Here is a 21,629-nt window from a genome sequence, read left to right as displayed (position 1 = left end):
ATATCCCGGCCACCCACACGAGTGAATCACCGCGGGCAGGACGGTCGGCTCACCGCGTCGAGACGGCTGAATCACCGTCGTGAGGCCGTCGATTCGCCGCAGCACGACGATCGACTCACCCAGGGAAACGGTGATTCACCACAGCGAGACGGCGATTCACCACAGCGAGACGGTGAATCAGCGCGGCAAAGCGGTCGGCTCACCGCGGCGAGACCACAACCCCCAGCAGGCCCGGCCCCGTGTGCGCGCCGATGACCGCTCCGACTTCGCTCACATGCAGGTCGGCCAGCCCCGGCACCCGTCCCCGCAACCGCTCCGCCAGCGCCGACGCCCGGTCTTCGGCGGCGAGATGGTGGACGGCGACATCGACGGGCGCGCTGCCCGCCCGCTCGGCGACGATCTCCTCCAGACGCGCGATCGCCCTGGACGCCGTGCGCACCTTCTCCAGCAGCTCGATCCGGCCGCCCTCCAGTTGCAGGAGCGGCTTCACCGCGAGCGCGGAGCCCAGCAGCGCCTGCGCGGTCCCGATCCGCCCGCCCCGGCGCAGGTACTCGAGGGTGTCGACGTAGAAGTAGGCGGCCGTGCCCGCGGCCCGCTTCTCCGCGGCCGTGACGGCCTCGTCCATGGTGCCGCCGCTCTCCGCCGTCTCGGCGGCGGTGAGCGCGCAGAAGCCGAGGGCCATCGCGACCATGCCGGTGTCCACGACCCTTACCGGCACCGGCGCCTCGCGCGCGGCGCAGACGGCAGCGTCGTAGGTGCCGGACAGTTCGCCGGACAGGTGGAGGGAGACGATGCCGGTGGCGCCGGACGCGGCGACCTTGCGGTAGGTCTCGGCGAACACCTGGGGGCTGGGACGGGAGGTGGTGACGGGCCGTCGCTTCTGCAGGGCCTGGGCGAGCGAGCGGGTCGAGATCTCGGTGCCCTCGTCGAGGGCCTCGCCGCCGAGCACCACCGTCAGCGGCACCGTGGTGATGCCGTGCCGCTCTCTCGTCCGGGGCGGCAGGTAGGCCGTGGAATCGGTGACGATCGCGACATGGCGGGACATGAGCTGGAGGTTACCTGCCGTAGCGCGTGGACGGCAGTCCGGGCCCTTGCACCTGGGAATGCCTTGACCGAATCAGGTCGTGCTCTCCGGGCGCGGCCTCTTCTGCCAGGGGTAGGACGGGCGCGCGGTCGACGGGGGGATGGCGGGCCGCGCCGGCTCCTCGCTGGTGCGGGCCTCGGGGTCCTCGGGCCAGGTCGGCCGACGGTCCGTGCCGGCGGCCGGGGTCTCGGGCCAGGAAGCGGGCGGCGGGGTCGTGGGCTCCGTCGTCCAGTGCCGCAGGGCGCCCGTCTCCACGTCGATCTGGGCGCTGAGCGCGTCGAGGTCGTCGTCGGCGAGGTGGCTCGCCCGGTCGCGGGCCGCCCAGCGCAGGGAGTCCGCGGAGTGGACGATGCGCTCGGTGCGCTCGCGCAGCCGGGGCAGCCGCTCGGTGAGGGTGGCCCGGTCCGGCTCGGACTCCAGGCGCCTGAGGTCGTCGTCCAGCTCGTGCCCGTGGGCGCTGAGCCGCTCGAACAGGCCGAGGGACTCCTTCAGCGACTCGTCCTCGGCCACCCCCGCGTGCAGCGCGTCCTGCGTGGCGCGCATCGAGGTGCGCAGCTTCAGCCTGAGCTGGGCGATCTCCCCGGCGGGGCCGGGCCGGCCGAAGGACTTGGCCCGCAGGGCGTGGTCCTCGACCGTACGGCGGGCCTGGGTGACGGTGCGGTCCACGCCGCGCTTGGCGGCGCCGATCGCCTTCACCGCGGCATAGGAGCCGAGGGCCACGAAGAGCACGAAAAGCAGGGCGAAGACTGCGATCACTGCTTCCACGACGCTCCTCCTCAGCCCGCTGCGGCACGCTGCGCGCCGCTCTTCCACGGTAAACGCACCGGGCAGGCCCGGAGTTCCGGAAGAACCCCGAACCTGCCCGCAGACGACCGCGCCCTACCCTTAGGGGAATACCCCGAGTGGGTCAGGCCGGAACGATGTTCACCAGCTTCGGCGCGCGCACGATCACCTTGCGGATGCCGGCGCCGTCCAGCGCCGCGACGACCTTCTCGTCGGCCAGAGCCACCTTCTCCAGCTCCTCCTCGGAGATGGCCGGCGGCACCTCCAGACGGGCCTTGACCTTGCCCTTGATCTGGACGACGCAGGTCACGGTCTCGTCCACGACGTACGCCGGGTCGGCGACGGGGAAGTCCCGGTGGACGACGGACTCGGTGTGGCCCAGCCGGCGCCACAGCTCCTCGGCGATGTGCGGGGCGAGCGGCGCGATCAGCAGCACCAGCGGCTCGGCGACGCTGCGCGGCACCGGCTTGCCCGCCTTGGTCAGGTGGTTGTTCAGCTCGGTGACCTTGGCGATGGCGGTGTTGAACCGCATGCCCTCGAAGTCCTGGCGGACACCGTCGATCGCCTTGTGCAGGGCGCGCAGCGTCTCCTCGTCGGGCTCGGCGTCGACGACGGTGACCTCGCCGCTGTTCTCGTCGACGATGTTGCGCCACAGCCGCTGCAGCAGGCGGAACTGGCCGACCACCGCGCGCGTGTCCCACGGCCGCGAGACGTCCAGGGGGCCCATCGCCATCTCGTACAGGCGCAGGGTGTCCGCGCCGTACTCGGCGCAGATCTCGTCCGGCGTCACCGCGTTCTTCAGGGACTTGCCCATCTTGCCCAGCAGGCGGCTGACCTTCTCGCCCATGTAGTAGTAGGCGCCGTCGCGCTCCTCCACCTCGGCGGCGGGCACCGCGATGCCGCGGCTGTCGCGGTAGACGTAGGCCTGGATCATGCCCTGGTTGAACAGCTTGTGGAACGGCTCGCGGGACGAGACGTGACCCAGGTCGTACAGCACCTTCGACCAGAAGCGCGCGTACAGCAGGTGCAGCACCGCGTGCTCGGCGCCGCCGACGTACAGGTCGACACCGCCGTGCGGCTTGCCCTCGCGCGGGCCCATCCAGTACTGCTCGATCTCCGGGTCGACCAGCTGCTCGCTGTTGTGCGGGTCCAGGTAGCGCAGCTCGTACCAGCAGGAACCGGCCCAGTTGGGCATGGTGTTGGTCTCGCGGCGGTACTTCTTCGGCCCGTCGCCCAGGTCCAGGGTGACGTTGACCCAGTCCTCGTTGCGCGACAGCGGCGTCTCGGGCTGGGTGTCGGCGTCGTCCGGGTCGAAGGTGCGCGGGCTGTAGTCCTCGACCTCGGGCAGCTCCAGCGGCAGCATCGACTCGGGCAGCGCGTGGGCGACGCCGTCCTCGTCGTAGACGATCGGGAAGGGCTCGCCCCAGTAGCGCTGGCGGCTGAACAGCCAGTCCCGCAGGCGGAAGTTGACGGTGCCCTCGCCGATGCCGCGGGACTCCAGCCAGGCGGTGATGCGCGCCTTGGCCTCGGCGACGCCCAGGCCGTCCAGCGTCACGCCCTCGCCGGCGGAGTTGACGATCTTCGCGTCGTAGGAGACGAAGGCGTCGTCCCACGCGGCGGTGTCCTCGCCGCGGCCGTCGGTCGGCGCGACGACGCAGCGGATCGGCAGCTCGAAGGCGCGCGCGAAGGCGAAGTCGCGGCTGTCGTGCGCCGGGACGGCCATGATGGCGCCGGTGCCGTAGCCCATCAGCACGTAGTCGGCGATGAAGACGGGAACCTGCTCGCCGTTGACCGGGTTGGTGGCGTAGGAGCCGATGAAGACGCCGGTCTTGTCCTTGGCCTCGGCCTGCCGCTCGACGTCGGACTTGCCGGCGGCCTGCGCGCGGTAGGCGGCGACGGCCTCGGCGGGCGTGGCGTGACCGCCGGTCCACACGTCGTGGGTGCCCTCGGGCCAGGCGTCCGGGGTGAACTTCTCCACCAGCGGGTGCTCGGGCGCCAGCACCATGTAGGTGGCGCCGAACAGGGTGTCGGGGCGGGTGGTGAAGACGGTGATCTTCTCGCCGTCGATCGGGAACTCGACGCGGGCGCCCTCGGAGCGGCCGATCCAGTTGCGCTGCTGCAGCTTGATGGCCTCGGGCCAGTCCAGCGCGTCCAGGTCCTCCAGCAGCCGGTCGGCGTAGGCGGTGATGCGCATGTTCCACTGGCGCAGCTTGGCCTTGAAGACGGGGAAGTTGCCGCGCTCGGAGCGACCCTCGGCGGTGACCTCCTCGTTGGCCAGGACGGTGCCCAGGCCGGGGCACCAGTTGACCGGCGCGTCGGAGGCGTAGGCCAGCCGGTACTCGCTCAGGACGTCGGCCTTCTCGGCGGCGCTCAGCTCGCTCCACGCGCGCGTGTGGCCCGGGACGGGGCGCTCACCGGACTCGAAGAGGGCGACCAGCTCGGAGATCGGGCGGGCCTTCTTCGCCTCGTGGTCGTACCAGGAGTTGAAGATCTGCAGGAAGATCCACTGGGTCCACTTGTAGTAGTCCGGGTCGATCGTCGCGAACGAACGGCGCTTGTCGTGGCCCAGGCCCAGCCGGCGCAGCTGGGCCTTCATGTTCTCCATGTTGGCCTCGGTGGACACGCGCGGGTGCGTGCCGGTCTGCACGGCGTACTGCTCGGCGGGCAGGCCGAAGGCGTCGAAGCCGAGGGTGTGCAGGACGTTGTGGCCGGTCATCCGCTGGAAGCGGGCGAAGACGTCGGTGGCGATGTAGCCCAGCGGGTGACCGACGTGCAGGCCCGCACCCGAGGGGTACGGGAACATGTCCATGATGAACTTCTCGGGCCGGGCGGCGGTCTGCGCGTCTCCCGCCAGGTCGCCCTTGGGGTTGGCCGCGGCGTAGGTGCCGTCGGCGTCCCAGAAGTCCTGCCAGCGTGCCTCGATCTCGGCGGCCATCGCGGCCGTGTAGCGGTGCGGCGCGGCCGCCTCCGAAGAGGCGGCGGGGTTCGTCTCGCTCATGATCCTCAAAGCTCCATCGATCGTCTCTGCCAGCGGCTTCCTCATCCGGAAACGAAAAATCCCCTCGCACAGGAGGGGACGCCGCGCCGATTCCGACCCCGTTCTCACCGGCGGTCGGGACTGATCAGCGCGGCTCGCTAAGCAGAAGGCGTACGGCACGCATGGCGCCAGGGTACCGCACCCCTTGAGCAAGCCGCGACGCGCTTCCGTACGTGTGGGGTAGCACGACACGCACGGACCGAAGGCCATGGATTACCCGGCGTAACAGCCACTAAAGGACATCACAAACAAGCCCATTGTCATTTGATAACAGCGCAATAACTCAAACCTCGTACTCGCCGGTATGGCGCCACCTAGAGTGCGGCAACGGGACCGCTTTCCCGAACTGCTCGGAGTTGCCCCCATGAACCGTCGTCGTAGTACCCCCTCGCTCCCCCGGCCGGGCCGCTCGGCCTATGGGGTGGCGTCGGCCGTCGTCCTGCTCCTGATACCCGTGATCGTGCTGGTGGGAGGTGACCGGGTCCGCGACTTCCTCAACTTCGGCGCGGGCGTGCTCTCGCTCGTCTCGCTCAGCTGCTCGGTGATCTGGGGCCTGGTCGCCCAGGACCGGATCCTGCTGGGCACCCGCCAGCGGATCGTCGGACAGGCCGTGCACCGCACGACCGCGGTCGCCTCGATCGCGTTCCTGCTGCTGCACATCACCACCAAGCTCGCCCTGGACCACACGGTGCTGATCGCCGCGGTGATCCCGTTCTCACTGGGCGTCACCGGCAGCGCCGGCCTGATCGGGCTCGGCTCAGCGGCCGGGCTGCTGATGATCTTCGTGGGCGTCACGGGCGCGCTGCGCAGCCGGTTCGCCTCGCCCGCTCCCGTCGCGGCGCGCTGGCGGGCCATGCACATGCTGGCCTACCCCGCCTGGTGCGCCGCCCTGGTGCACGGCCTCTACGCGGGTCGATCCGCCAAGCCGCTCTTCGTCTTCCTGTACGGCCTGGCCCTGCTCGGCGTCATCTCCGCCCTGGCGCTGCGCGCGGCGCCGCGCCCGGTCAAGCGCCGCTTCGCCGACACGGTCGCCGCCCTGCTGGGCACCGACGAGCGCGCCGGGCGCGAGGAACTGGAGGCGAGCCGGGCCCGGGCGGCGGAGCAGGAGGGCCGCGCCCCGACGGCGCGGGACGCCTCCGCGCTGCCCGGCTACGACATCCCCCGCCGGCGCACCGGCGCCCCGGCCGCCGCCCCGGCGTTCGACCCGCCGAGCCCCGAGCCGGCCCGCGGCTTCGCGGCGGCCTACCGCGCCGTCTCCGCACGCGCGCGTGCGACGCAGCCGTTCACCGCGGACCAGTCCTACACCACGGGTCGGACCCCCGCCGCGGACCAGTCCTACGCCACCGGTCAGACCTTCGCCGCCGACCAGTCCTACGCCACCGGTCAGGGCCTCGCCGCCGACCACGCCTTCGCCACCGACGAGACCTTCGCCGCCGGGGCGTCCTACGCCGGCGACCGGACCGCGCGCGCGGACGTCCCGCCGTACGCGCGCGTGGATCTGCCGCCGGACCCGCAGCCCACCCAGGCGATGCCCCGCATGGACGGCGGCAGCGGCCCCGCCGGGGGCTGGCCGATCCCGTCCCCGCCGCCGGTCGGCGAGGCGCCCCCGTCGGCTTACGACCCGCTGCGCGACACCGGCTACACCGTCCCGGCCTACGGCGGCGCGGACAGCGCCGGCTACGGCGGACGTGACCTGTACGACACCGGTGAGACGAACCCCTTGGCCGGCGCGTACCCATCGAACGACATGTACACCAGCGGTCCCGTCACGGAAACCCTGCCCGGCGCGTCCTTCGACGCTCCGGGTTCCGGCGAGCCCTGGAACACTCCTTCCGGAGGCTACAGGTGAACGAGGCCCTGCCCGACGTCCCCGAGGTCCGCGTGGTCGGGCTTCCGCAACTCACGTCGGGTTTCGACCTTGTCGAGCGACTCGATCTGCCGATGCATCTGAAGGTGCACGGGCCGCTCGAACCCATGGGCGGCGAGCAGCTCGCCCAGCTCACCGAGCGCATCAACCTCCGGGGCCGCGGCGGCGCGGGCTTCCCCTTCCACAAGAAGCTGCGCTCGGTCGCCGAGTCGGCGATCCGCCGCGGGGTGCGCCCGGTCGTCGTCGTCAACGGCAGCGAGGACGAACCGGCCTGCCGCAAGGACACGGTCCTCATCAACCGTGCCCCGCACCTCATCCTGGACGGCGCTCTGCTGTGCGCGGAGGCCCTCGGTGCCCGCACGCTCGTGGTGGGGGTCACCCGGGAGTCCACGCAGCGCTCCATGGAGGCAGCGCTCGCCGAACGCGGCCTGAGCAACGGCCGTAGATCCGCGCTCCGCGCGCGCGTGCAGCGCAACCCGGTGCGCATGGTCACCGGCGCGGCCGCCTCGCTCATCCGCTCGATCGACGGCGGCCCGGCGATCCCGCCCGGCCGCAAGATCAGCGCCTCGCAGAGCGGCGTGGGCGGCGCACCGACCCTGCTGTCCAACGCCGAGACGTTCGCGCAGATCGCGATCGCCGCCCGCATCGGCCCTGAGCGCTACGGCAACACCGGCCTGTACGACGAGCCCGGCACCGTCATGCTGACCGTCTCCGGCGCGGTCGCCCGCCCCATGGTGATCGAGGTCCCCACGGGCGTGCCGCTGCGCTACGTGCTGCAGCTGGCGGGCGCCCCGCCGGTGCCGCAGGGCGTGCTGACCGGCGGCTACCACGGCAAGTGGATCGACGCGGCGACCGTGGACGAGGCGATCGTCTCGCGCAACTCCCTGGACGCGGTGGGCGGTTCACTCGGCGCCGGGGCGATCCTGCCGATCAGTCAGGAGACCTGTCCGCTGGGCGAGTCGCTGCGGGTGGCGCAGTGGCTGGCCGAGGAGAGCGCCGGCCAGTGCGGCCCCTGCTACCTCGGTCTGCCGGCCGCCGCGCGCGGCCTCGCGGACATCCTGAACGGGGGCGGTCCGGCCGCCCTGGAGGCGGTGAAGCAGGTCGCCCGGAACGTCAAGCGGCGCGGGGCGTGTTCGCACCCGGACGGCTCGGCGATGTTCCTGGAGTCGACCATCAAGGCGTTCACCGACGACCTCGCCGCGCACGTCCTCGGCAACGGCTGCGGGCGGCCCGTACAGGGCGTCCTGCCGCTCTTCGAGGGGGGCATGGGGCCGACGGGCCTCCCGGGCGGTGCGGCGCCCGAGGACAACGGGCCGAGCCGGCAGAAGATCTACGTCGACTGGACGCTGTGCCGGGGTCACGGCCTGTGCGCGGACATCCTGCCGGAGGTGTTCGAGCTCGGCGCCGACGGCTTCCCGACGGTCGCGCAGGCGTCGGTGCCGCGCTACGCGGAGGCGAAGGCGCTGCGCGCGGTGCGCCGTTGCCCGGCGCTGGCGCTGCGTATCGAGGAGGACACCCGCACGGAGTCCTCCCCCCGCCGCAACCTGCCGGTGCTGTCGCAGGGGCGGGGCCGGCGGGCGCTCGGCCGCTGACGCGAGGGGAGGCGCGCCCCCACGGGGGCGCGCCTCTCGGCCTGTGGTGCGGTCAACGCGTCGAGGGCGGGCCATCCTCTCGGATGACCCGCCCTCGACTGCTGTGGAGCTAAGGAGAATTGAACTCCTGACCTCCTGCATGCCATGCAGGCGCTCTACCAACTGAGCTATAGCCCCTTGTTCTGTTGTGCCGCCCGGCTTCCCTCTCGGTTCCCCCGGCGACGACGTAAACATTACAGGTCCTGGGGCTGGAGCGCCAAATCCGTTCCGCCCGCACCGCGCTCAGGACACCAATGCCCGTTTTGTCACGCTGTGACGAAGGAATAGAACCGCTTGAGCGTGCAGTGCTCCTCGAGCAGCCGGCCGTAGATCGGCTCGCCCTCCAGCTCCCGGTACGTCTCGATGGGGTCGCCTTTTATGATCAGCGCCCGCGCGCATTCCTCGCACCAGTACTGGTAGTCCGGGTTGACCGGTTCCATGTCGCGGACGATCGGCGTACCGCTGCCGCACCAGTCGCACTTCCGCCTGTGGGCACCCATCGGTCAGCTCCAGCTGTGGCCGCAGGCCGTGCACACGTAGGAGACCCCGCCGTTGTCGCCGAGAACTTGGGCCACGTGCGCGGAACCGCAGGAAGGGCAGCTGAGTCGCGTCGCCGTACGCCGGGCACAGCCGGCGTCGAAGAGGTCACCGACCTCTTCGCGGATGCTCGCAGGCATCACCACTCCCTCCCGTCGGGCCGAGCCCCCTTCCGGCCGTTTGATTCTGCCACGACCGGGCCGACACGGTCAGCGACGCCGTCGTACCGGTCCGGCCCGGAAGCGCTTCGTGAGAGGTATACGCCCCGGGGGCGCCGAGTGACTCAAGCCGGCCGGGGGAGAGATCAGGAGAGGGAAGCCGGGACACGAAAGATCCCGCCCCCTGAGGGACGGGATCTTCAACCGATCTTTGACGACTCGACAGAGTGTCGATCAGTGGAGCTAAGGAGAATTGAACTCCTGACCTCCTGCATGCCATGCAGGCGCTCTACCAACTGAGCTATAGCCCCGGGCTTTGTTCTTCCCGCTCGGCGGGGCGAACAAGAAGAACTTTAGCCTGCGACCTGCCGGAAAGTGAAATCCGGGTCCCGGGCGCCGCGGGCGGCGCCCGATCCGGCGGTCAGTCGTCGTCGCCGAGGACGGGTTCCGGCAGGGTGCCGGCGTTGTGCTCCAGCAGCCGCCATCCGCGGGCGCCCTCGCCGAGGACGGACCAGCAGCAGTTGGACAGCCCGCCCAGGCTCTCCCAGTGCTGGGCCTCCAGGCCGAGCAGACGGCCGATGGTGGTGCGGATGGTGCCGCCGTGGCTGACGACGACGAGGGTGCCGTCCTCGGGCAGCTTGTCCGCGTGCCGGAGCACGACGGGGGCGGCGCGGTCGGCGACCTCGGTCTCCAGTTCGCCGCCACCGCGGCGGACCGGCTCACCGCGCTTCCACGCGGCGTACTCCTCCCCGTGGCGGGCGACGATCTCGTCATGGGTCAGGCCCTGCCACACCCCGGCGTAGGTCTCGCGCAGGCCCTCGTCGTGGGTGACCTCCAGGCCGGTGAGCGCGGCCAGCTCGGAGGCGGTACGCGCGGCCCGCTTCAGGTCGGAGGCGACGATCGCGTCGGGCCGCAGCGAGGCCAGCAGCCGGGCGGCCCGGCGGGCCTGGGCCACGCCGGTCTCGGTGAGGGGGACGTCCGTGGAGCCCTGGAAGCGGCGCTCCACGTTCCAGGACGTCTGGCCGTGCCGCCACAGGATGACGCGGCGGCCCCGGCGCGGCTCGTTGCCGCCCCGGGAGCCGGTTCCGGCAGCGGGTGCGGTCATCGCCAGTCACCGTCCGGTTCGACGGCTTCCTCGGCGGCCTGCTGCTTGGCGTGCTCCTCGGCCTTGCCGCGGGTGGCCCGGGCGTCCTCGGGCAGGTCGAGCTCGGGGCAGTCCTTCCACAGCCGCTCCAGCGCGTAGAAGACACGCTCCTCGCTGTGCTGCACGTGGACGACGATGTCGACGTAGTCGAGCAGGACCCAGCGGGCCTCGCGGTCGCCCTCGCGGCGCACGGGCTTGGCGCCGAGTTCCTTCTGCAGGCGCTCCTCGATCTCGTCGACGATCGCCTTGACCTGGCGGTCGTTGGGTGCGGAGGCCAGCAGGAAGGCGTCCGTGATGGACAGGACGTCGCTCACGTCGTAGGCGATGACGTCGTGGGCGAGCTTGTCCGCGGCCGCCTGGGCGGCGGTGTTGATCAGCTGGACAGAGCGGTCGGTTGCGGTCACTACAGAGCTTTCCCTCGGCGGTCGGTTTGCCTTCAAGGGTCTCACGACCGCCGACGGCGCCCCGGGTGATTAAAGGATCACCCGGGGCGCGGTCCCCGCGCGGCTAGGAGGCGGACGGCTGGTAGTCGCGGCCGAGGACCACGGTGACGTCCGCGTTGCCCGACACCGTGCCCTTCGTCACGGAGCCGGCGGGCAGGCCGAGGGTCTTGGCGACCTCGGCGGCGTCGTCCTTGTGCGCGGCGTCGGCGTACACGATCTGCGAGGTCTCGCGGGAGGAGGCGGTGCCGCCCTCCAGGAAGGTGAAGCCGCCGTTGAGGAGGACCACACGCGCCTTGCCGGTGGTGTCCTTCTCGCCGCTGGCGTTCTGCACGGAGACCCGGACCGCGGAGCCCTGCTCGGGGCTCTTGGCGGTGCCGCCGAGGATGTCCTTGACCACACTGTTCGCCGCCCGGGCGCTCAGGGTGCCGTCGCCCTGCACAGGCAGCAGCGCGGTCTTGTAGTCGCCGCCCTTGGCCAGGTCGGCGAGCCTGGCCAGGAAGGTGCCGAGGTCCTTGTCGGTCAGGGAAGGGTCGAGGATCTGCTGGAGGGTCTGCACGGTGACCGTGGCGGCCTGCGGGTCGGACGACAGCTTGCGCAGCACGCCCTGCATGACCTGGCCGAACCGCTGCAGCTGGGCGTTCTGCGCCTCGCCGGGGGCGCGATAGGTGGCGTAGGCGACGGCCATCTTGCCGCTGAGGGTCTGCGCGGAGCCCTTGTGGACGAGCGGCGGGCCGCCCTTCTTCTTGGCGTCCGGGTCGGGGATGTCCGCGTCGGTGTCGACCTCGATGGTGCCGACGACGTCGACCAGGTTCTGCAGGTAGGGGGTGTCCAGACGCCAGGTGCCCTCGATGTCGGTGCCGAGGACGGTGTCGAGGGCGTCGCGGGTGCCGGAGGAGCCGTCGGCGTCGACGGACTTGGCGAGGGTGGTGGCGGTGCCGTCGTCGTCGGTCAGGGCGAGGGTGTTGGGCAGCAGGACGGTGGTGCCCTGCTTGGTGGTGGCGTTGTCCACGAGCAGCGCCGTGGCGGTGCCGCCCTTCTTGGTGTCGTGCAGGTGGACGACGATCACGTCGCGTTTCTGCGCGGCGACGGCGGTGGCGGGGCCGCCGGACTTGGCGTCCGGGGAGGACAGGCCCGGCAGCTTCCCGGCGTACCAGAGCCAGCCGACGCCGCCGACGGCGACCAGGGCGAGGACGACGGCGAGGGCGACGAGGCGGCTGCGGGCGCGGCGGCGGGCCTCCTCGCGGCGCTCGGTGCGGTTCTCGGTGAACTTCAGCCAGTCGATGACGTCCTCGGAGTCGCCGTCCGGCTCCTCGACGAAGGCGAACTGTTCGGTGCGGTAGTCCCCGGCCGCACGCTGCCCGGCCTCACGCTCCCCCGTCCCGTACTCCCCCGCGTCCCGCTCCTCGGTCTGCCAGGCGCCGGTGTCGTCGTCGGCGGGCCCCGCCTGGTGCGGGATGTGGGCGGTCTGCTCGGCGACCCGGGGCTGCTGTCCGCCGGCCGCGGCCTGCTGCCGGTAGGGGTCGTACGCCGAAGGGTCGTACGCGGAGTGCTGCACACCGGTCCCGTACGTCCCGTAGGGGTCGGCGGCCGGCTGTTGGCCGGTGTCGTAGGCGGGGGCGGCGTACTGCTGGTGGCCGTACGGGTCGGGGGCGGGCGCCTGGGGCTGCAGGCCGGTCGCGTACGGGTCGTAGCCGTACCCTTGCGCGGCGTACGGGTCGTAGGGCGCCTGCGGGCTCTGCTGCGGCGACGGGACCTGCCGGTAGACCGGCCGGCCGTACTCGTCGTAGCCGACGAGCTCGTACGGTTCGCCGCCGTGGCTCCCGTGTCCCGCGTCGTATCGGTCGTTCACCGGTGCCCCTCTCGGTTCACTCGCCGCGGTACAGCTCGCGCTTGTCGATGTAGCGCACGACTCCGTCGGGCACCAGATACCAGATGGGGTCGCCCTTGGCGACCCGCGCCCGGCAGTCGGTGGAGGAGATGGCGAGCGCGGGGACCTCGACGAGGGAGACGCCGCCCTCGGGCAGCCCGGGGTCGCCCAGATGATGACCGGGGCGGGTGACCCCGATGAAGTGCGCGAGGGAGAACAGTTCCTCGATGTTGCGCCAGGTCAGGATCGCGGAGAGGGCGTCGGCGCCGGTGATGAAGAACAGGTCCGTGTCGGGGTTGAGGGCCCGCAGGTCACGCAGGGTGTCGACGGTGTAGGTGGGTCCGCCGCGGTCGATGTCGATGCGGCTGACGGAGAACTGCGGGTTCTCGGCGGTCGCGATGACCGTCATCAGGTAGCGGTCCTCGGCCGGAGAGACCGTGCGGTGGCTCTTCTGCCACGGCTCACCGGTCGGGACGAAGACGACCTCGTCGAGGTGGAACTGCGCGGCGACCTCACTGGCGGCCACCAGGTGCCCGTGGTGGATCGGATCGAAGGTGCCGCCCATGACGCCGAGACGGCGCTTGCCCGCGCCGGCGGGGCCGTGGCCCGGAGCGCTCAGGTGCGCGAGGGGCGGCCTCTCGTCGTGCGTGCCGTGCGGGCCGCCGGGCGTGTCGTGCGCCGGACCGGTAGGCATGTCCTGCTCTCCCATGCGTGCAGACCCTACCGGCCCGGCTTGAGGACTTCGGCCGCCAGTTCCCCCGAGGCTACGGCGGGGTCCGGGTCAGCGGTCGCGGTTGAAGCGGGTGGTGATCCACAGCAGGAGCAGCAGGATTCCGAGGGCGCAGCCGCCGGTGATCGCCGGGTTGAGGCTGTTGTGGTTACCACCGTGCTCCTCGCCCTCGGCGGCAAGGGTGACCAAGTGGGCGGCGGCGAGATGGATGCTCATCTTCGGCAGAACCTATCGCGTGTGGGCGGGATAAAGACGTCGGCTCATCGTAAGCGGGCGCCTTCCCGGCGATCACGCCGACTCCGCCGTTGGGGAACCTTCGCAGGTCCTCAGTCGTCCTTCCGCTTGTACCCCCGCAGCAGGAACCATCCCGTCAGCGCACACCCCACGATCATCACGATCAGTACGACCCGGAGCAGATTCCCCGCCCCTTGCTGCTGGGCGGCGCTCGCGGCCTCGGCGAGCCACGCGGCTCGGGGGGTGTGCTCCATGGCGTGGAACTCCTTCGCTGTAGTGCCCGTCCACGGTAACTCCGCCTAGGCTGGGCTCTGCTTCGGGGGCGCACAGGGCCGCGGCGCGGCCACACAGACGCACATGGGGGATCACATGTCCGACGACGGCCACGAGCAGACCGGGCACGGGGGCGTGCCCAGCAGGCAGCGCAGGCGGTTCCCGGGGATCTCCTCACGGGCGTACGAGCATCCGGCCGACCGTTCGGCCCTGGTGGCGCTGCGCAAGCTGAGCGGCTTCGACACCGTGTTCAAGGCGCTCAGCGGGCTGCTGCCCGAGCGGAGCCTCAGGCTGCTGTTCCTGTCCGACTCGGTGCGGGTGTCGGACCAGCAGTTCGCGCATCTCAACGTCATGCTGCTCGACGCCTGCTACATCCTGGACCTGGAGAAGGTCCCGCCGATGTACGTGACCCAGGACCCGCTGCCCAACGCGATGTGCATCGGTCTGGACGAGCCGGTCATCGTGGTCACCACCGGTCTCGTCGAGCTGCTCGACGAGGAGGAGATGCGGGCGGTCGTCGGCCACGAGGTGGGGCACGCCCTGTCGGGGCACTCCGTGTACCGCACGATCCTGCTGTTCCTGACCAGCCTGGCGGTCCGGGTCGCCTGGATCCCGCTGGGCAACCTCGCGATCATGGCGATCGTGACGGCGCTGCGCGAGTGGTTCCGCAAGTCGGAGCTGTCCGCGGACCGGGCGGGCCTGCTGGTCGGGCAGGATGTGCAGGCGTCGATGCGCGGCCTGATGAAGATCGCCGGCGGTAACCATCTGCACGAGATGAACGTGGACGCGTTCCTGCAGCAGGCCGAGGAGTACGAGTCCGCGGGCGATCTGCGCGACTCGGTGCTGAAGATCCTCAACGTGCTGCCGCGCTCGCACCCGTTCACCACCGTCCGGGCGGCCGAGCTGAAGAAGTGGTCGCAGTCCCGGGACTTCCAGCGGCTCATGGACGGCCACTACCCCCGGCGCAGCGAGGACAAGGACACCTCGGTGTCGGACTCCTTCCGGGAGTCGGCGTCGCACTACGCCAACCATGTGAAGACGTCGAAGGACCCGCTGATGAAGCTGGTCAGCGATCTCGCGGACGGGGCGGGCGACCTGGGCAGCCGGGTGCGGCGCGGCTTCGGCGGGTTCGCGGGTCCGCCGTCGTCCGAGGGCGGCTCACCGAAGGACACCCCGCCCCGCGACGAGGACTGACGGCGCCGGGCGGCCCTTGGCGCCCTGGTGCGCGTCCTGCCGCTCACACCCTCGGCTGCGCGCTCGTGGCCAGGGTGCCGCACAGGGCCGTCGCGCTGCCGGTCGCGTAGGGGTCGGTGCCGGCCGGTCCGCCGGATTTCGCGCTCTGGCCGGCGAGCAGCGGGTGCAGGTGGTCGGTGGCGTCGTCGGCGCAGGACAGCGGCCCTGCCTGGACGTAGGAGGCGACCAGCTGGGCCTGGTGCAGCCGCAGGTCATCGCGGTCGAAGCGGAACTGCAGCTCGCGGCGGACGGTGAACAGGGACGCCGTGGCGTGCTCACCGGAGCCGGCCGGGCGCAGGGCGTACACGAAGGTGTGGTCGGCGGTGACCTCGAGGGTCGCGGTGTCGGTCTCGGCGGCCGCGAGGGTGCCCTGGACGCGGATCTTGTCGTCGGCCAGCCGGGCCTGGGAGGGGTCGAAGCGGACCATCCAGCCGGTGGGGGCGTGCCGTCCGTCGGCGGAGGGCTGGTGGAAGCTCTGGTCGAACTGGTCGAGCTGGTCCGGGTCGAGCAGGACGCGCACGGGCCGCACCTGCTGCCCGGTGAGCACCTCGGGGTAGAGCGAGGAGCGCACGATGTAGTCCTTGGCGGTGGTGAGGGCGGCCACCACCTGGCTGTCGGAGAAGTGCGCGGTGCCCTGCGAGGCGGGCAACGGGATGCCCTCGGCCCCGATCCGGTACTGCGCGGCGGGGCTGTGCGCGTACAGGTACTCCGCGTCGGCCGTTCCGGGCACCTTGCCCTGCGGGGCGAGCGGGATGACGGTCATGCGCGCCGGGTCGGCGGGCCGGCGGGTCACGGCCGCGCTGTAGGGGTGGCGTACGCCCATGTAGACGGCGGTGCCGAAGGCGACGGCGATGAGCAGGACCAGGATCAGCGCCTGCCGGGACAGACCCCGGTGCAGCGGCGGGCGGCGGCGCACGGCGGGGGTGTGCTCGGCCATGCGCTCCTCGGCGGAGTACTCCTGGAGGCGGGCAGCGCGAACGAACGACTCGTCGAACACGACGGATCGGTATTCGTCCTCTCCACCACCGGGGGCGCCTTGGGGTGTCCCCTCAGGTGGCTCTCCGGACCCGGCCATATATTCAGAGTATGTCTCCGCAAGGCCCGGTAAACGCCCTGGTACACCACAACTTCTGACAACGGCTCACCTGCCCCGGGCGGCCGCTCCGGGGCCGTTCGCCCTGCCGGTCAGGGTGTGCGCGGATCGGCCGGGACGGCCGGTTGGGAGTAGTCCGCGGAGGCCGAGGGAGCCATCGGAGGGCTCTGTTCCAGGCCGGTGGACGCGGGCGGCGGGGCCTGTTCCCGGTTGCCGCCGGAGCCGCCGCGGTAGACCGCGGTGAAGGCCAGCGCGACCATGCCGATGCCCATCACGAGGGCGAGCATCCAGGCGACGGGCCGATGCCAGCGCACCTGCTTGGCGTACGCCCAGGGGGTGCCGTGGTGGCTGTCGAAGAGGTAGGGGTCGTCCAGGTCGTCGACGTCGGGGTCATGGCCGTGACCGTCGCGCTCACCACGGCCGTAGTCGTCGTAGGCCTCGCGCCGGTGAGGGCCGCGGCGGGCCGCTTCCGCCTCGGAGGCTTCGGCCCGGGCCTGGGCGGCGGCGAGCAGACGTTCCACGGCGGTCGGCTCGTGGACCGGTGCCGCCTGTACGAAGGCCTCGTCGAAGACCACGGAGGCGAACTCTTCGTCCGACACCCCGCGGTCGTGGTCGTCGTCGGGCTCCCAGCCGTCAGAAAACGGCGAACCCCCCACGTCCTCCGGCACGGGTCCAGAGTAGACCTGGGGGGTCAATTTGGGCAGACGGTAGGGAAATTCGTCCCGTGGGCGGATGTCTTCACGCCATCTCGGGAAAGCGCCGCGGGCATACGCCGTTTGCATATGCCCGCCGTCGGAGGGTGAGGCCTCAGCGCCGCACGTGCCCGTCGCCGGTGACGATGTACTTGGTGCTGGTCAGCTCCGGCAGGCCCATCGGGCCGCGCGCGTGCAGCTTCTGCGTGGAGATGCCGATCTCGGCGCCGAAGCCGAACTGGCCGCCGTCGGTGAAGCGGGTGGAGGCGTTGACCGCGACCGTGGTGGAGTCCACCAACTGGGTGAACCGGCGGGCCGCCTGCTGGGAGGTGGTCACGATGGCCTCGGTGTGACCGGACGTCCACAGCCGGATGTGCTCGACGGCCTTGTCGAGGGAGTCCACGACGGCCGCGGCGATGTCGTACGACAGGTACTCGGTCTCCCAGTCCTCCGCGGTGGCCGGCACCACGGTCGCCCGGGACTCCTTGGCGTACGCCTGCACCCGCTCGTCGGCGTGCACGGTCACGCCGGCGTCGGCGAGGGCGTCCAGGGCGCGGGGCAGGAACTCGGCGGCGATGTCCTGGTGGACCAGCAGGGTCTCGGCGGCGTTGCACACGCCGACCCGGTGCGCCTTGGAGTTGATCAGGATCTCCACGGCCATGTCGAGATCGGCCCGGGCGTCGACGTAGACGTGGCAGTTGCCGGTGCCGGTCTCGATCACCGGGACGGTGGACTCCTGCACCACGGTGTTGATCAGCGAGGCGCCGCCACGCGGGATGAGCACGTCGACCAGGCCGCGGGCGCGCATCAGCTCGCGCACGCTGTCCCGGCTCTCCCCCGGCACCAGCTGGACGGCGTCGGCGGGCAGCCCGGCCCCGCCGACGGCGTCGCGCACCACCCGCACCAGGGCGGTGTTCGACTGGTACGCCGAGGAGGAGCCGCGCAGCAGGACCGCGTTGCCGGACTTCAGGCACAGGGCGGCGGCGTCCACGGTGACGTTCGGACGGCCCTCGTAGATGATGCCGACGACGCCGAGGGGGACGCGGACCTGGCGCAGGTCGATGCCGTTGGGCAGGGTCGAGCCGCGCACCACCTCGCCGACCGGGTCGGGCAGCGCGGCCACGTCGCGCACGTCGGCGGCGATGGAGCGCACCCGCTCGGGGGTGAGCGTCAGCCGGTCGATCATGCCCTCGCTCGTGCCGTTCTCGCGGGCCTTGGCCACGTCCAGGGCGTTGGCCTCGACGATCTCGCTCGTGCGGACCTCCAGCGCGTCCGCGATGGCGAGCAGCGCGTCGTCCTTCTCGGCCCGCGGCAGCGGCGCGAGCGTGGCGGCGGCCGCCTTGGCGCGGTAGGCGGCCTGGGTGACCGGGGACATCGAGTCGTACGGCGAGAGCGTGGTCATGAGGGAAGGGTAGTGCGGCCGGCCGGCGCTCTCATCGCCCGTTTCACACCCCGAGACGGCATCAAACGCCCTCAGAGGTCATCAAAAGGGGTGAACACCCACACGTGAGGCGGGCGGCGGGCCGTATCCCTCGGCGACGCGCTGGTGATAGGTCTCGCGGTCGATGACCTCCAGGCCGACGATCTCCCAGGCCGGCAGCCCGGCGGTGCGGCGGTGCTCGCCCCACAGGCGCAGGGCGACGGCGGCCGCGTCATGCAGATCGCGGGCCTCCTCCCAGTACCGGATCTCGGCGTGGTCGGGGGCGTATCTGCTGGTCAGCAGGAAGGGGTGGTCGTGGGCGAGCTGTTCGAGGGCGCGGCGCAGGTCGGGCAGCGGCGTGGGGTCGCCGGACACGCTGAGGGTGACGTGCCACAGCCGGGGCAGGTCCTTCGGCTCCGTCTCCTGCCGTTCGCCGGCCGCGACGGACGTCAGGGCGCGCTCCTCACCGGCCGCCCGGGGTCCGCGGCCGCCCGCGGCACCGCCGCCCGTGCCGCCACGGGATGCCGCCGCCCCGGGGCGCACTCGTCTCACGACGGCCACGACGGCCTCCTTCGCCCAGTGTTCGTGCGGATGTGTCCCTGAGACAGGAATGGTGTGCCTCGGACAAAGTCCAGCAGGCCGCACGGCTCCGCGGGGTGGTTTTGCGGAACGTCGCCCACGGAAGCGGACGTTTCGACCCCGGATCCGGGCACGTTCGACCCCGTTCAGGGGTGCAGCAGGACCAGATCGTCCCTGTGTACGACCTCGCGCTCGTAGGCCGGGCCCAGCTCGCGGGCCAGTTCGCGGGTGGAGCGGCCGATCAGCCGGGGGATCTCCTTGGCGTCGAAGTTGACCAGGCCCCGCGCGACGGCGTGGCCCTGCCGGTCGCGCAGCTCGACCGGGTCGCCGGCGCTGAAGTCGCCCTCGACCGCGGCGATGCCGGCCGGCAGCAGCGACGTGCGCCGGTCGACGACCGCGCGCACCGCCCCGTCGTCCAGCAGCAGGGCGCCCTGCGGGGTGGAGGCGTGCTGCAGCCACAGCAGCCGGTCGGCGGAGCGGCGGCCGGTGGGGTGGAAGTGGGTGCCGGTGTCACCGCCGGCGAGGGCGTCCGCCGCGTGCACGGCACTGGTCAGCACCACCGGGATGCCTGCGGCGGCCGCGATCCGGGCGGCCTCGACCTTGGTGACCATGCCGCCCGTGCCGACGCCCGCCTTGCCCGCGCTGCCGATCTCGACGTGCGCGAGGTCCTGCGGGCCCTTCACCTCCGCTATCCGGGAGGTGCCGGGCTTGCTGGGATCGCCGTCGTAGACGCCGTCCACGTCGGAGAGCAGGACCAGCAGGTCGGCGTGGACGAGGTGGGCGACGAGGGCGGCGAGGCGGTCGTTGTCGCCGAAGCGGATCTCGTCCGTGGCGACGGTGTCGTTCTCGTTGACGATCGGGAAGGCGCCCATCGCCAGCAGCTTGTCCAGGGTGCGCGAGGCGTTGCGGTGGTGGGTGCGGCGGCTCATGTCGTCGCTGGTCAGCAGCACCTGGCCGACGCGGACGCCGTAGCGGGCGAAGGAGGCGGTGTAGCGGGCGACGAGCAGGCCCTGACCGACGCTGGCGGCGGCCTGCTGACGGGCCAGGTCCTTGGGGCGGCGGCGCAGGCCCAGCGGGGCGAGGCCGGCGGCGATGGCGCCGGAGGAGACCAGGACGATCTCCTTCTCGCCACCACTGCGGTGCTTGGCCAGCACGTCGACGAGGGCGTCGACGCGGTCGGCGTCCAGGCCGCCGGCGGCGGTGGTCAGCGAGGAGGAACCCACCTTGACGACGATCCTGCGGGCGTCCCCCACGTCCTGCCTTGCCACTGCCACCTGCGCCGTCCTCACTCGGTCCCTCGCACCGCGCGCCGGATGGCGCGGCCGCCGGGAAGGAAAATCTACGCGAGCGGGACCGCTTCCCGCGCGCCCGTTTCGCACCGTGGACCTGCCGGCGGCGTGGGGGTGAGCGCGGTGGGTCCGCCGGGCGGGGGTTCCCGGGGGCCGGGCGCTCGGTGACCGCCGTGGGGTGCGCGGCCCGGCGTTTTGCTGAGCCCGGCGGCGGTGTGGCCGCCAGCGGATCGTGCGTCCGGCGCTGCGGCCGCCCGGCTCAGGTGTGACCGCCAGCGGATCGTGCGTCCCGGCGCTGCGGCCGCCCGGCTCAGGTGTGGCCGCCGCCGCGGGGGTCACGGCCCGGCGTTTCCCCGCGCCCGGCGCCGGCACAGCCGCCGTGGAGGTCGCGGCCCGGCGCCGGTGAAGCCGCCGCAGGTTGCGCGTCCCCCGCGCTGCGGGGTGGCTCCCGGCCGCGTCTACCCGCGTGACAGGCGCCGGGCTTCCCACGCCGACGCGATCATCGACTGGACGTCGTGGCGGGCCTTCCAGCCGAGGTCCGTCGCGAGGCGGTCGGCGGAGGCGACCACCTTCGCCGGGTCACCGGGGCGGCGGTCGGCGACCTCGGGGGCGATGCCGTGACCGGTGATCTCGGCGATGAGACGGATCATCTCCCGTACCGAGACGCCCTCGCCCCGCCCGATGTTGTAGACGAGATCGCCGGCCCCCCGGCCAGCGGCGAGCCGGCGCGCGACGGCGAGATGGGCGTCGGCGATGTCGGCGACGTGAATGTAGTCACGCACGCACGTGCCGTCGGGGGTCGGATAGTCGTCGCCGAAGATCAGCGGGGGCAGCCCGGCGTCGAGCCGCTCGAAGACCATCGGGACGAGATTGCACACACCGGTGTCGGCGAGAGCCGGCTCCGCCGTGCCCGCGACGTTGAAATAGCGCAGACAGGCGGTGGCCATGCCGTGGACGCGCCCGGTGGCGCGGACCATCCACTCGCCGGCGGTCTTGGTCTCGCCGTACGGGCTGAGCGGCGCGAGCGGGGTGTCCTCGGTGACGACGTCGGTGGGCGGCGTGCCGTAGACGGAGGCGGAGGAGGAGAACAGGAAGCTGCTCACCCCGGCCGACACGGCGGCGTCCAGCAGGATCTGAAGCCCCGTCACGTTCTCGCGGTAGTAGAGGAGGGGCTTCTCCACGCTCTCGCCGACGGCCTTCTTCGCGGCGAGATGGACGATCCCCTCGACCGCGTGCTCGCGCAGCACACGGTCGAGGAAGGGCCGGTCGAGTACGGTGCCGCGCTCCAGCGGAACCTGAGCCGGCAGCCGACGCGGATCGCCGCCGGAGAGGTCGTCCACGACGACCACCGGCTCACCCGCCTCGGCCATGCTCTTGACGACATGCGAACCGATGTAGCCGGCACCGCCGGTGATCAGCCAGGTCATCCGCGCACCCTAATACTGCAACGGTGCTTGTCGTGACTGATGGCCAGGTCGGTCGTTGGTGTGGTTATGGGTGGGGACCTTTCCGATGTCAGGCTGTGGGCGCGTGAA

Annotated in this window: 20 protein-coding genes and 2 tRNA genes; 3 read left to right on the top strand and 19 right to left on the bottom strand. The window is 71.9% G+C overall.

The genetic code is table 11. The features are described from left to right. Positions 1-199 precede the first annotated feature (199 nt). The 3 genes from ACZ67Q_RS19555 to leuS form a co-directional block, all read right to left on the bottom strand. Entirely contained in the window at positions 200-1,045 is an 846-nt protein-coding gene (locus ACZ67Q_RS19555; RefSeq protein WP_471183519.1) for a DegV family protein, read from the bottom strand. Positions 1,046-1,117: 72 nt separating this feature from the next. Further along, a complete protein-coding gene (locus ACZ67Q_RS19550; protein WP_471183517.1) occupies positions 1,118-1,849 on the bottom strand; it encodes a hypothetical protein in 732 nt (243 codons plus the stop codon). Positions 1,850-1,991: 142 nt separating this feature from the next. Next, on the bottom strand, positions 1,992-4,865 hold the full coding sequence (leuS, locus tag ACZ67Q_RS19545; protein ID WP_471183515.1) for a leucine--tRNA ligase: 2,874 nt from the start codon (positions 4,863-4,865) through the stop codon (positions 1,992-1,994). Positions 4,866-5,268: 403 nt separating this feature from the next. Here leuS and ACZ67Q_RS19540 point away from each other — a divergent pair, with 403 nt between their 5' ends. Continuing rightward, positions 5,269-6,753, top strand: a complete 1,485-nt coding sequence (locus ACZ67Q_RS19540; protein WP_471183513.1) for a cytochrome b/b6 domain-containing protein — start codon at positions 5,269-5,271, stop codon at positions 6,751-6,753. Continuing rightward, the gene (locus ACZ67Q_RS19535; RefSeq protein ID WP_471183510.1) at positions 6,750-8,363 is read left to right on the top strand and encodes an NADH-ubiquinone oxidoreductase-F iron-sulfur binding region domain-containing protein; all 1,614 of its coding nucleotides are present in this window, start codon (positions 6,750-6,752) and stop codon (positions 8,361-8,363) included. The genes ACZ67Q_RS19540 and ACZ67Q_RS19535 overlap by 4 nt, the downstream gene beginning before the upstream one ends. 104 nt (positions 8,364-8,467) lie before the next feature. Here the strand turns inward: ACZ67Q_RS19535 and ACZ67Q_RS19530 are convergent. The 10 genes from ACZ67Q_RS19530 to ACZ67Q_RS19485 form a co-directional block, all read right to left on the bottom strand. Continuing rightward, positions 8,468-8,540 (bottom strand) — tRNA-Ala (locus tag ACZ67Q_RS19530). Between the two features lie 128 nt (positions 8,541-8,668). Further along, complete coding sequence (locus tag ACZ67Q_RS19525; RefSeq protein ID WP_003976229.1) at positions 8,669-8,902, bottom strand: hypothetical protein; 234 nt, start codon at positions 8,900-8,902, stop codon at positions 8,669-8,671. A gap of 3 nt (positions 8,903-8,905) precedes the next feature. Next, entirely contained in the window at positions 8,906-9,079 is a 174-nt protein-coding gene (locus tag ACZ67Q_RS19520) for a hypothetical protein (RefSeq protein WP_471183508.1), read from the bottom strand. A gap of 256 nt (positions 9,080-9,335) precedes the next feature. Then, positions 9,336-9,408, bottom strand: a tRNA-Ala gene (locus ACZ67Q_RS19515). A gap of 110 nt (positions 9,409-9,518) precedes the next feature. Beyond that, a complete protein-coding gene (locus ACZ67Q_RS19510) occupies positions 9,519-10,202 on the bottom strand; it encodes a histidine phosphatase family protein (protein ID WP_471183505.1) in 684 nt (227 codons plus the stop codon). Next, a complete protein-coding gene (rsfS, locus tag ACZ67Q_RS19505) occupies positions 10,199-10,645 on the bottom strand; it encodes a ribosome silencing factor (protein WP_361638445.1) in 447 nt (148 codons plus the stop codon). Before rsfS ends, ACZ67Q_RS19510 begins: the two co-directional genes overlap by 4 nt. 103 nt (positions 10,646-10,748) lie before the next feature. Continuing rightward, complete coding sequence (locus tag ACZ67Q_RS19500; RefSeq protein ID WP_471183503.1) at positions 10,749-12,533, bottom strand: LCP family protein; 1,785 nt, start codon at positions 12,531-12,533, stop codon at positions 10,749-10,751. 16 nt (positions 12,534-12,549) lie between these two features. Then, positions 12,550-13,260, bottom strand: coding sequence for a nicotinate-nucleotide adenylyltransferase (nadD, locus tag ACZ67Q_RS19495; RefSeq protein ID WP_471183500.1), 711 nt, complete (start codon positions 13,258-13,260; stop codon positions 12,550-12,552). A 72-nt stretch (positions 13,261-13,332) separates the two neighbouring features. After that, positions 13,333-13,497, bottom strand: a complete 165-nt coding sequence (locus ACZ67Q_RS19490; protein ID WP_361638440.1) for a hypothetical protein — start codon at positions 13,495-13,497, stop codon at positions 13,333-13,335. A gap of 110 nt (positions 13,498-13,607) precedes the next feature. After that, on the bottom strand, positions 13,608-13,769 hold the full coding sequence (locus tag ACZ67Q_RS19485) for a hypothetical protein (RefSeq protein WP_471183497.1): 162 nt from the start codon (positions 13,767-13,769) through the stop codon (positions 13,608-13,610). A 115-nt stretch (positions 13,770-13,884) separates the two neighbouring features. On the opposite strand from ACZ67Q_RS19485, the gene ACZ67Q_RS19480 reads away from it, so the two are divergent. Beyond that, entirely contained in the window at positions 13,885-14,982 is a 1,098-nt protein-coding gene (locus ACZ67Q_RS19480; RefSeq protein ID WP_471184212.1) for a M48 family metallopeptidase, read from the top strand. A gap of 43 nt (positions 14,983-15,025) precedes the next feature. Here the strand turns inward: ACZ67Q_RS19480 and ACZ67Q_RS19475 are convergent, their stop codons facing one another. From ACZ67Q_RS19475 to galE, 6 genes are all read right to left on the bottom strand, one after another. Further along, positions 15,026-16,096 carry an SCO2583 family membrane protein gene (locus ACZ67Q_RS19475; RefSeq protein ID WP_471183494.1) on the bottom strand — a complete coding sequence of 357 codons (1,071 nt, stop codon included), beginning with the start codon at positions 16,094-16,096 and terminating at the stop codon, positions 15,026-15,028. A 110-nt stretch (positions 16,097-16,206) separates the two neighbouring features. Further along, entirely contained in the window at positions 16,207-16,782 is a 576-nt protein-coding gene (locus ACZ67Q_RS19470; RefSeq protein WP_471183491.1) for an SCO2584 family spore wall biosynthesis protein, read from the bottom strand. 139 nt (positions 16,783-16,921) lie between these two features. Beyond that, a complete protein-coding gene (locus ACZ67Q_RS19465; protein WP_471183488.1) occupies positions 16,922-18,208 on the bottom strand; it encodes a glutamate-5-semialdehyde dehydrogenase in 1,287 nt (428 codons plus the stop codon). A gap of 81 nt (positions 18,209-18,289) precedes the next feature. Then, a complete protein-coding gene (locus ACZ67Q_RS19460) occupies positions 18,290-18,778 on the bottom strand; it encodes a hypothetical protein (RefSeq protein ID WP_471184209.1) in 489 nt (162 codons plus the stop codon). 173 nt (positions 18,779-18,951) lie between these two features. Next, positions 18,952-20,058 (bottom strand): glutamate 5-kinase, encoded by a 1,107-nt coding sequence (gene proB / locus ACZ67Q_RS19455; RefSeq protein WP_471184207.1) that lies wholly within the window; start codon positions 20,056-20,058, stop codon positions 18,952-18,954. A 494-nt stretch (positions 20,059-20,552) separates the two neighbouring features. Next, positions 20,553-21,521: a UDP-glucose 4-epimerase GalE gene (gene galE / locus ACZ67Q_RS19450; protein ID WP_471183486.1), complete on the bottom strand. Its 969-nt coding sequence runs from the start codon at positions 21,519-21,521 to the stop codon at positions 20,553-20,555. Positions 21,522-21,629: the final 108 nt, after the last annotated feature.

This window comes from Streptomyces sp. NPDC036813, assembly GCF_055609245.1.
Note: the sequence above shows the minus strand (reverse complement) of the source record. Positions and strands in the feature narration are given on the sequence as shown.

Coding starts and splice junctions, on each gene's coding strand:
- ACZ67Q_RS19540 (WP_471183513.1), top strand. CDS start 5,269: ATGAACCGTCGTCGTAGTACCCCCTCGCTCCCCCGGCCGGGCCGCTCG.
- leuS (WP_471183515.1), bottom strand. CDS start 4,865: ATGAGCGAGACGAACCCCGCCGCCTCTTCGGAGGCGGCCGCGCCGCAC.
- ACZ67Q_RS19510 (WP_471183505.1), bottom strand. CDS start 10,202: ATGACCGCACCCGCTGCCGGAACCGGCTCCCGGGGCGGCAACGAGCCG.
- ACZ67Q_RS19520 (WP_471183508.1), bottom strand. CDS start 9,079: ATGCCTGCGAGCATCCGCGAAGAGGTCGGTGACCTCTTCGACGCCGGC.
- ACZ67Q_RS19485 (WP_471183497.1), bottom strand. CDS start 13,769: ATGGAGCACACCCCCCGAGCCGCGTGGCTCGCCGAGGCCGCGAGCGCC.
- ACZ67Q_RS19525 (WP_003976229.1), bottom strand. CDS start 8,902: ATGGGTGCCCACAGGCGGAAGTGCGACTGGTGCGGCAGCGGTACGCCG.
- ACZ67Q_RS19475 (WP_471183494.1), bottom strand. CDS start 16,096: ATGGCCGGGTCCGGAGAGCCACCTGAGGGGACACCCCAAGGCGCCCCC.
- nadD (WP_471183500.1), bottom strand. CDS start 13,260: ATGGGAGAGCAGGACATGCCTACCGGTCCGGCGCACGACACGCCCGGC.
- ACZ67Q_RS19555 (WP_471183519.1), bottom strand. CDS start 1,045: ATGTCCCGCCATGTCGCGATCGTCACCGATTCCACGGCCTACCTGCCG.
- galE (WP_471183486.1), bottom strand. CDS start 21,521: ATGACCTGGCTGATCACCGGCGGTGCCGGCTACATCGGTTCGCATGTC.
- ACZ67Q_RS19480 (WP_471184212.1), top strand. CDS start 13,885: ATGTCCGACGACGGCCACGAGCAGACCGGGCACGGGGGCGTGCCCAGC.
- ACZ67Q_RS19465 (WP_471183488.1), bottom strand. CDS start 18,208: ATGACCACGCTCTCGCCGTACGACTCGATGTCCCCGGTCACCCAGGCC.
- ACZ67Q_RS19490 (WP_361638440.1), bottom strand. CDS start 13,497: ATGAGCATCCATCTCGCCGCCGCCCACTTGGTCACCCTTGCCGCCGAG.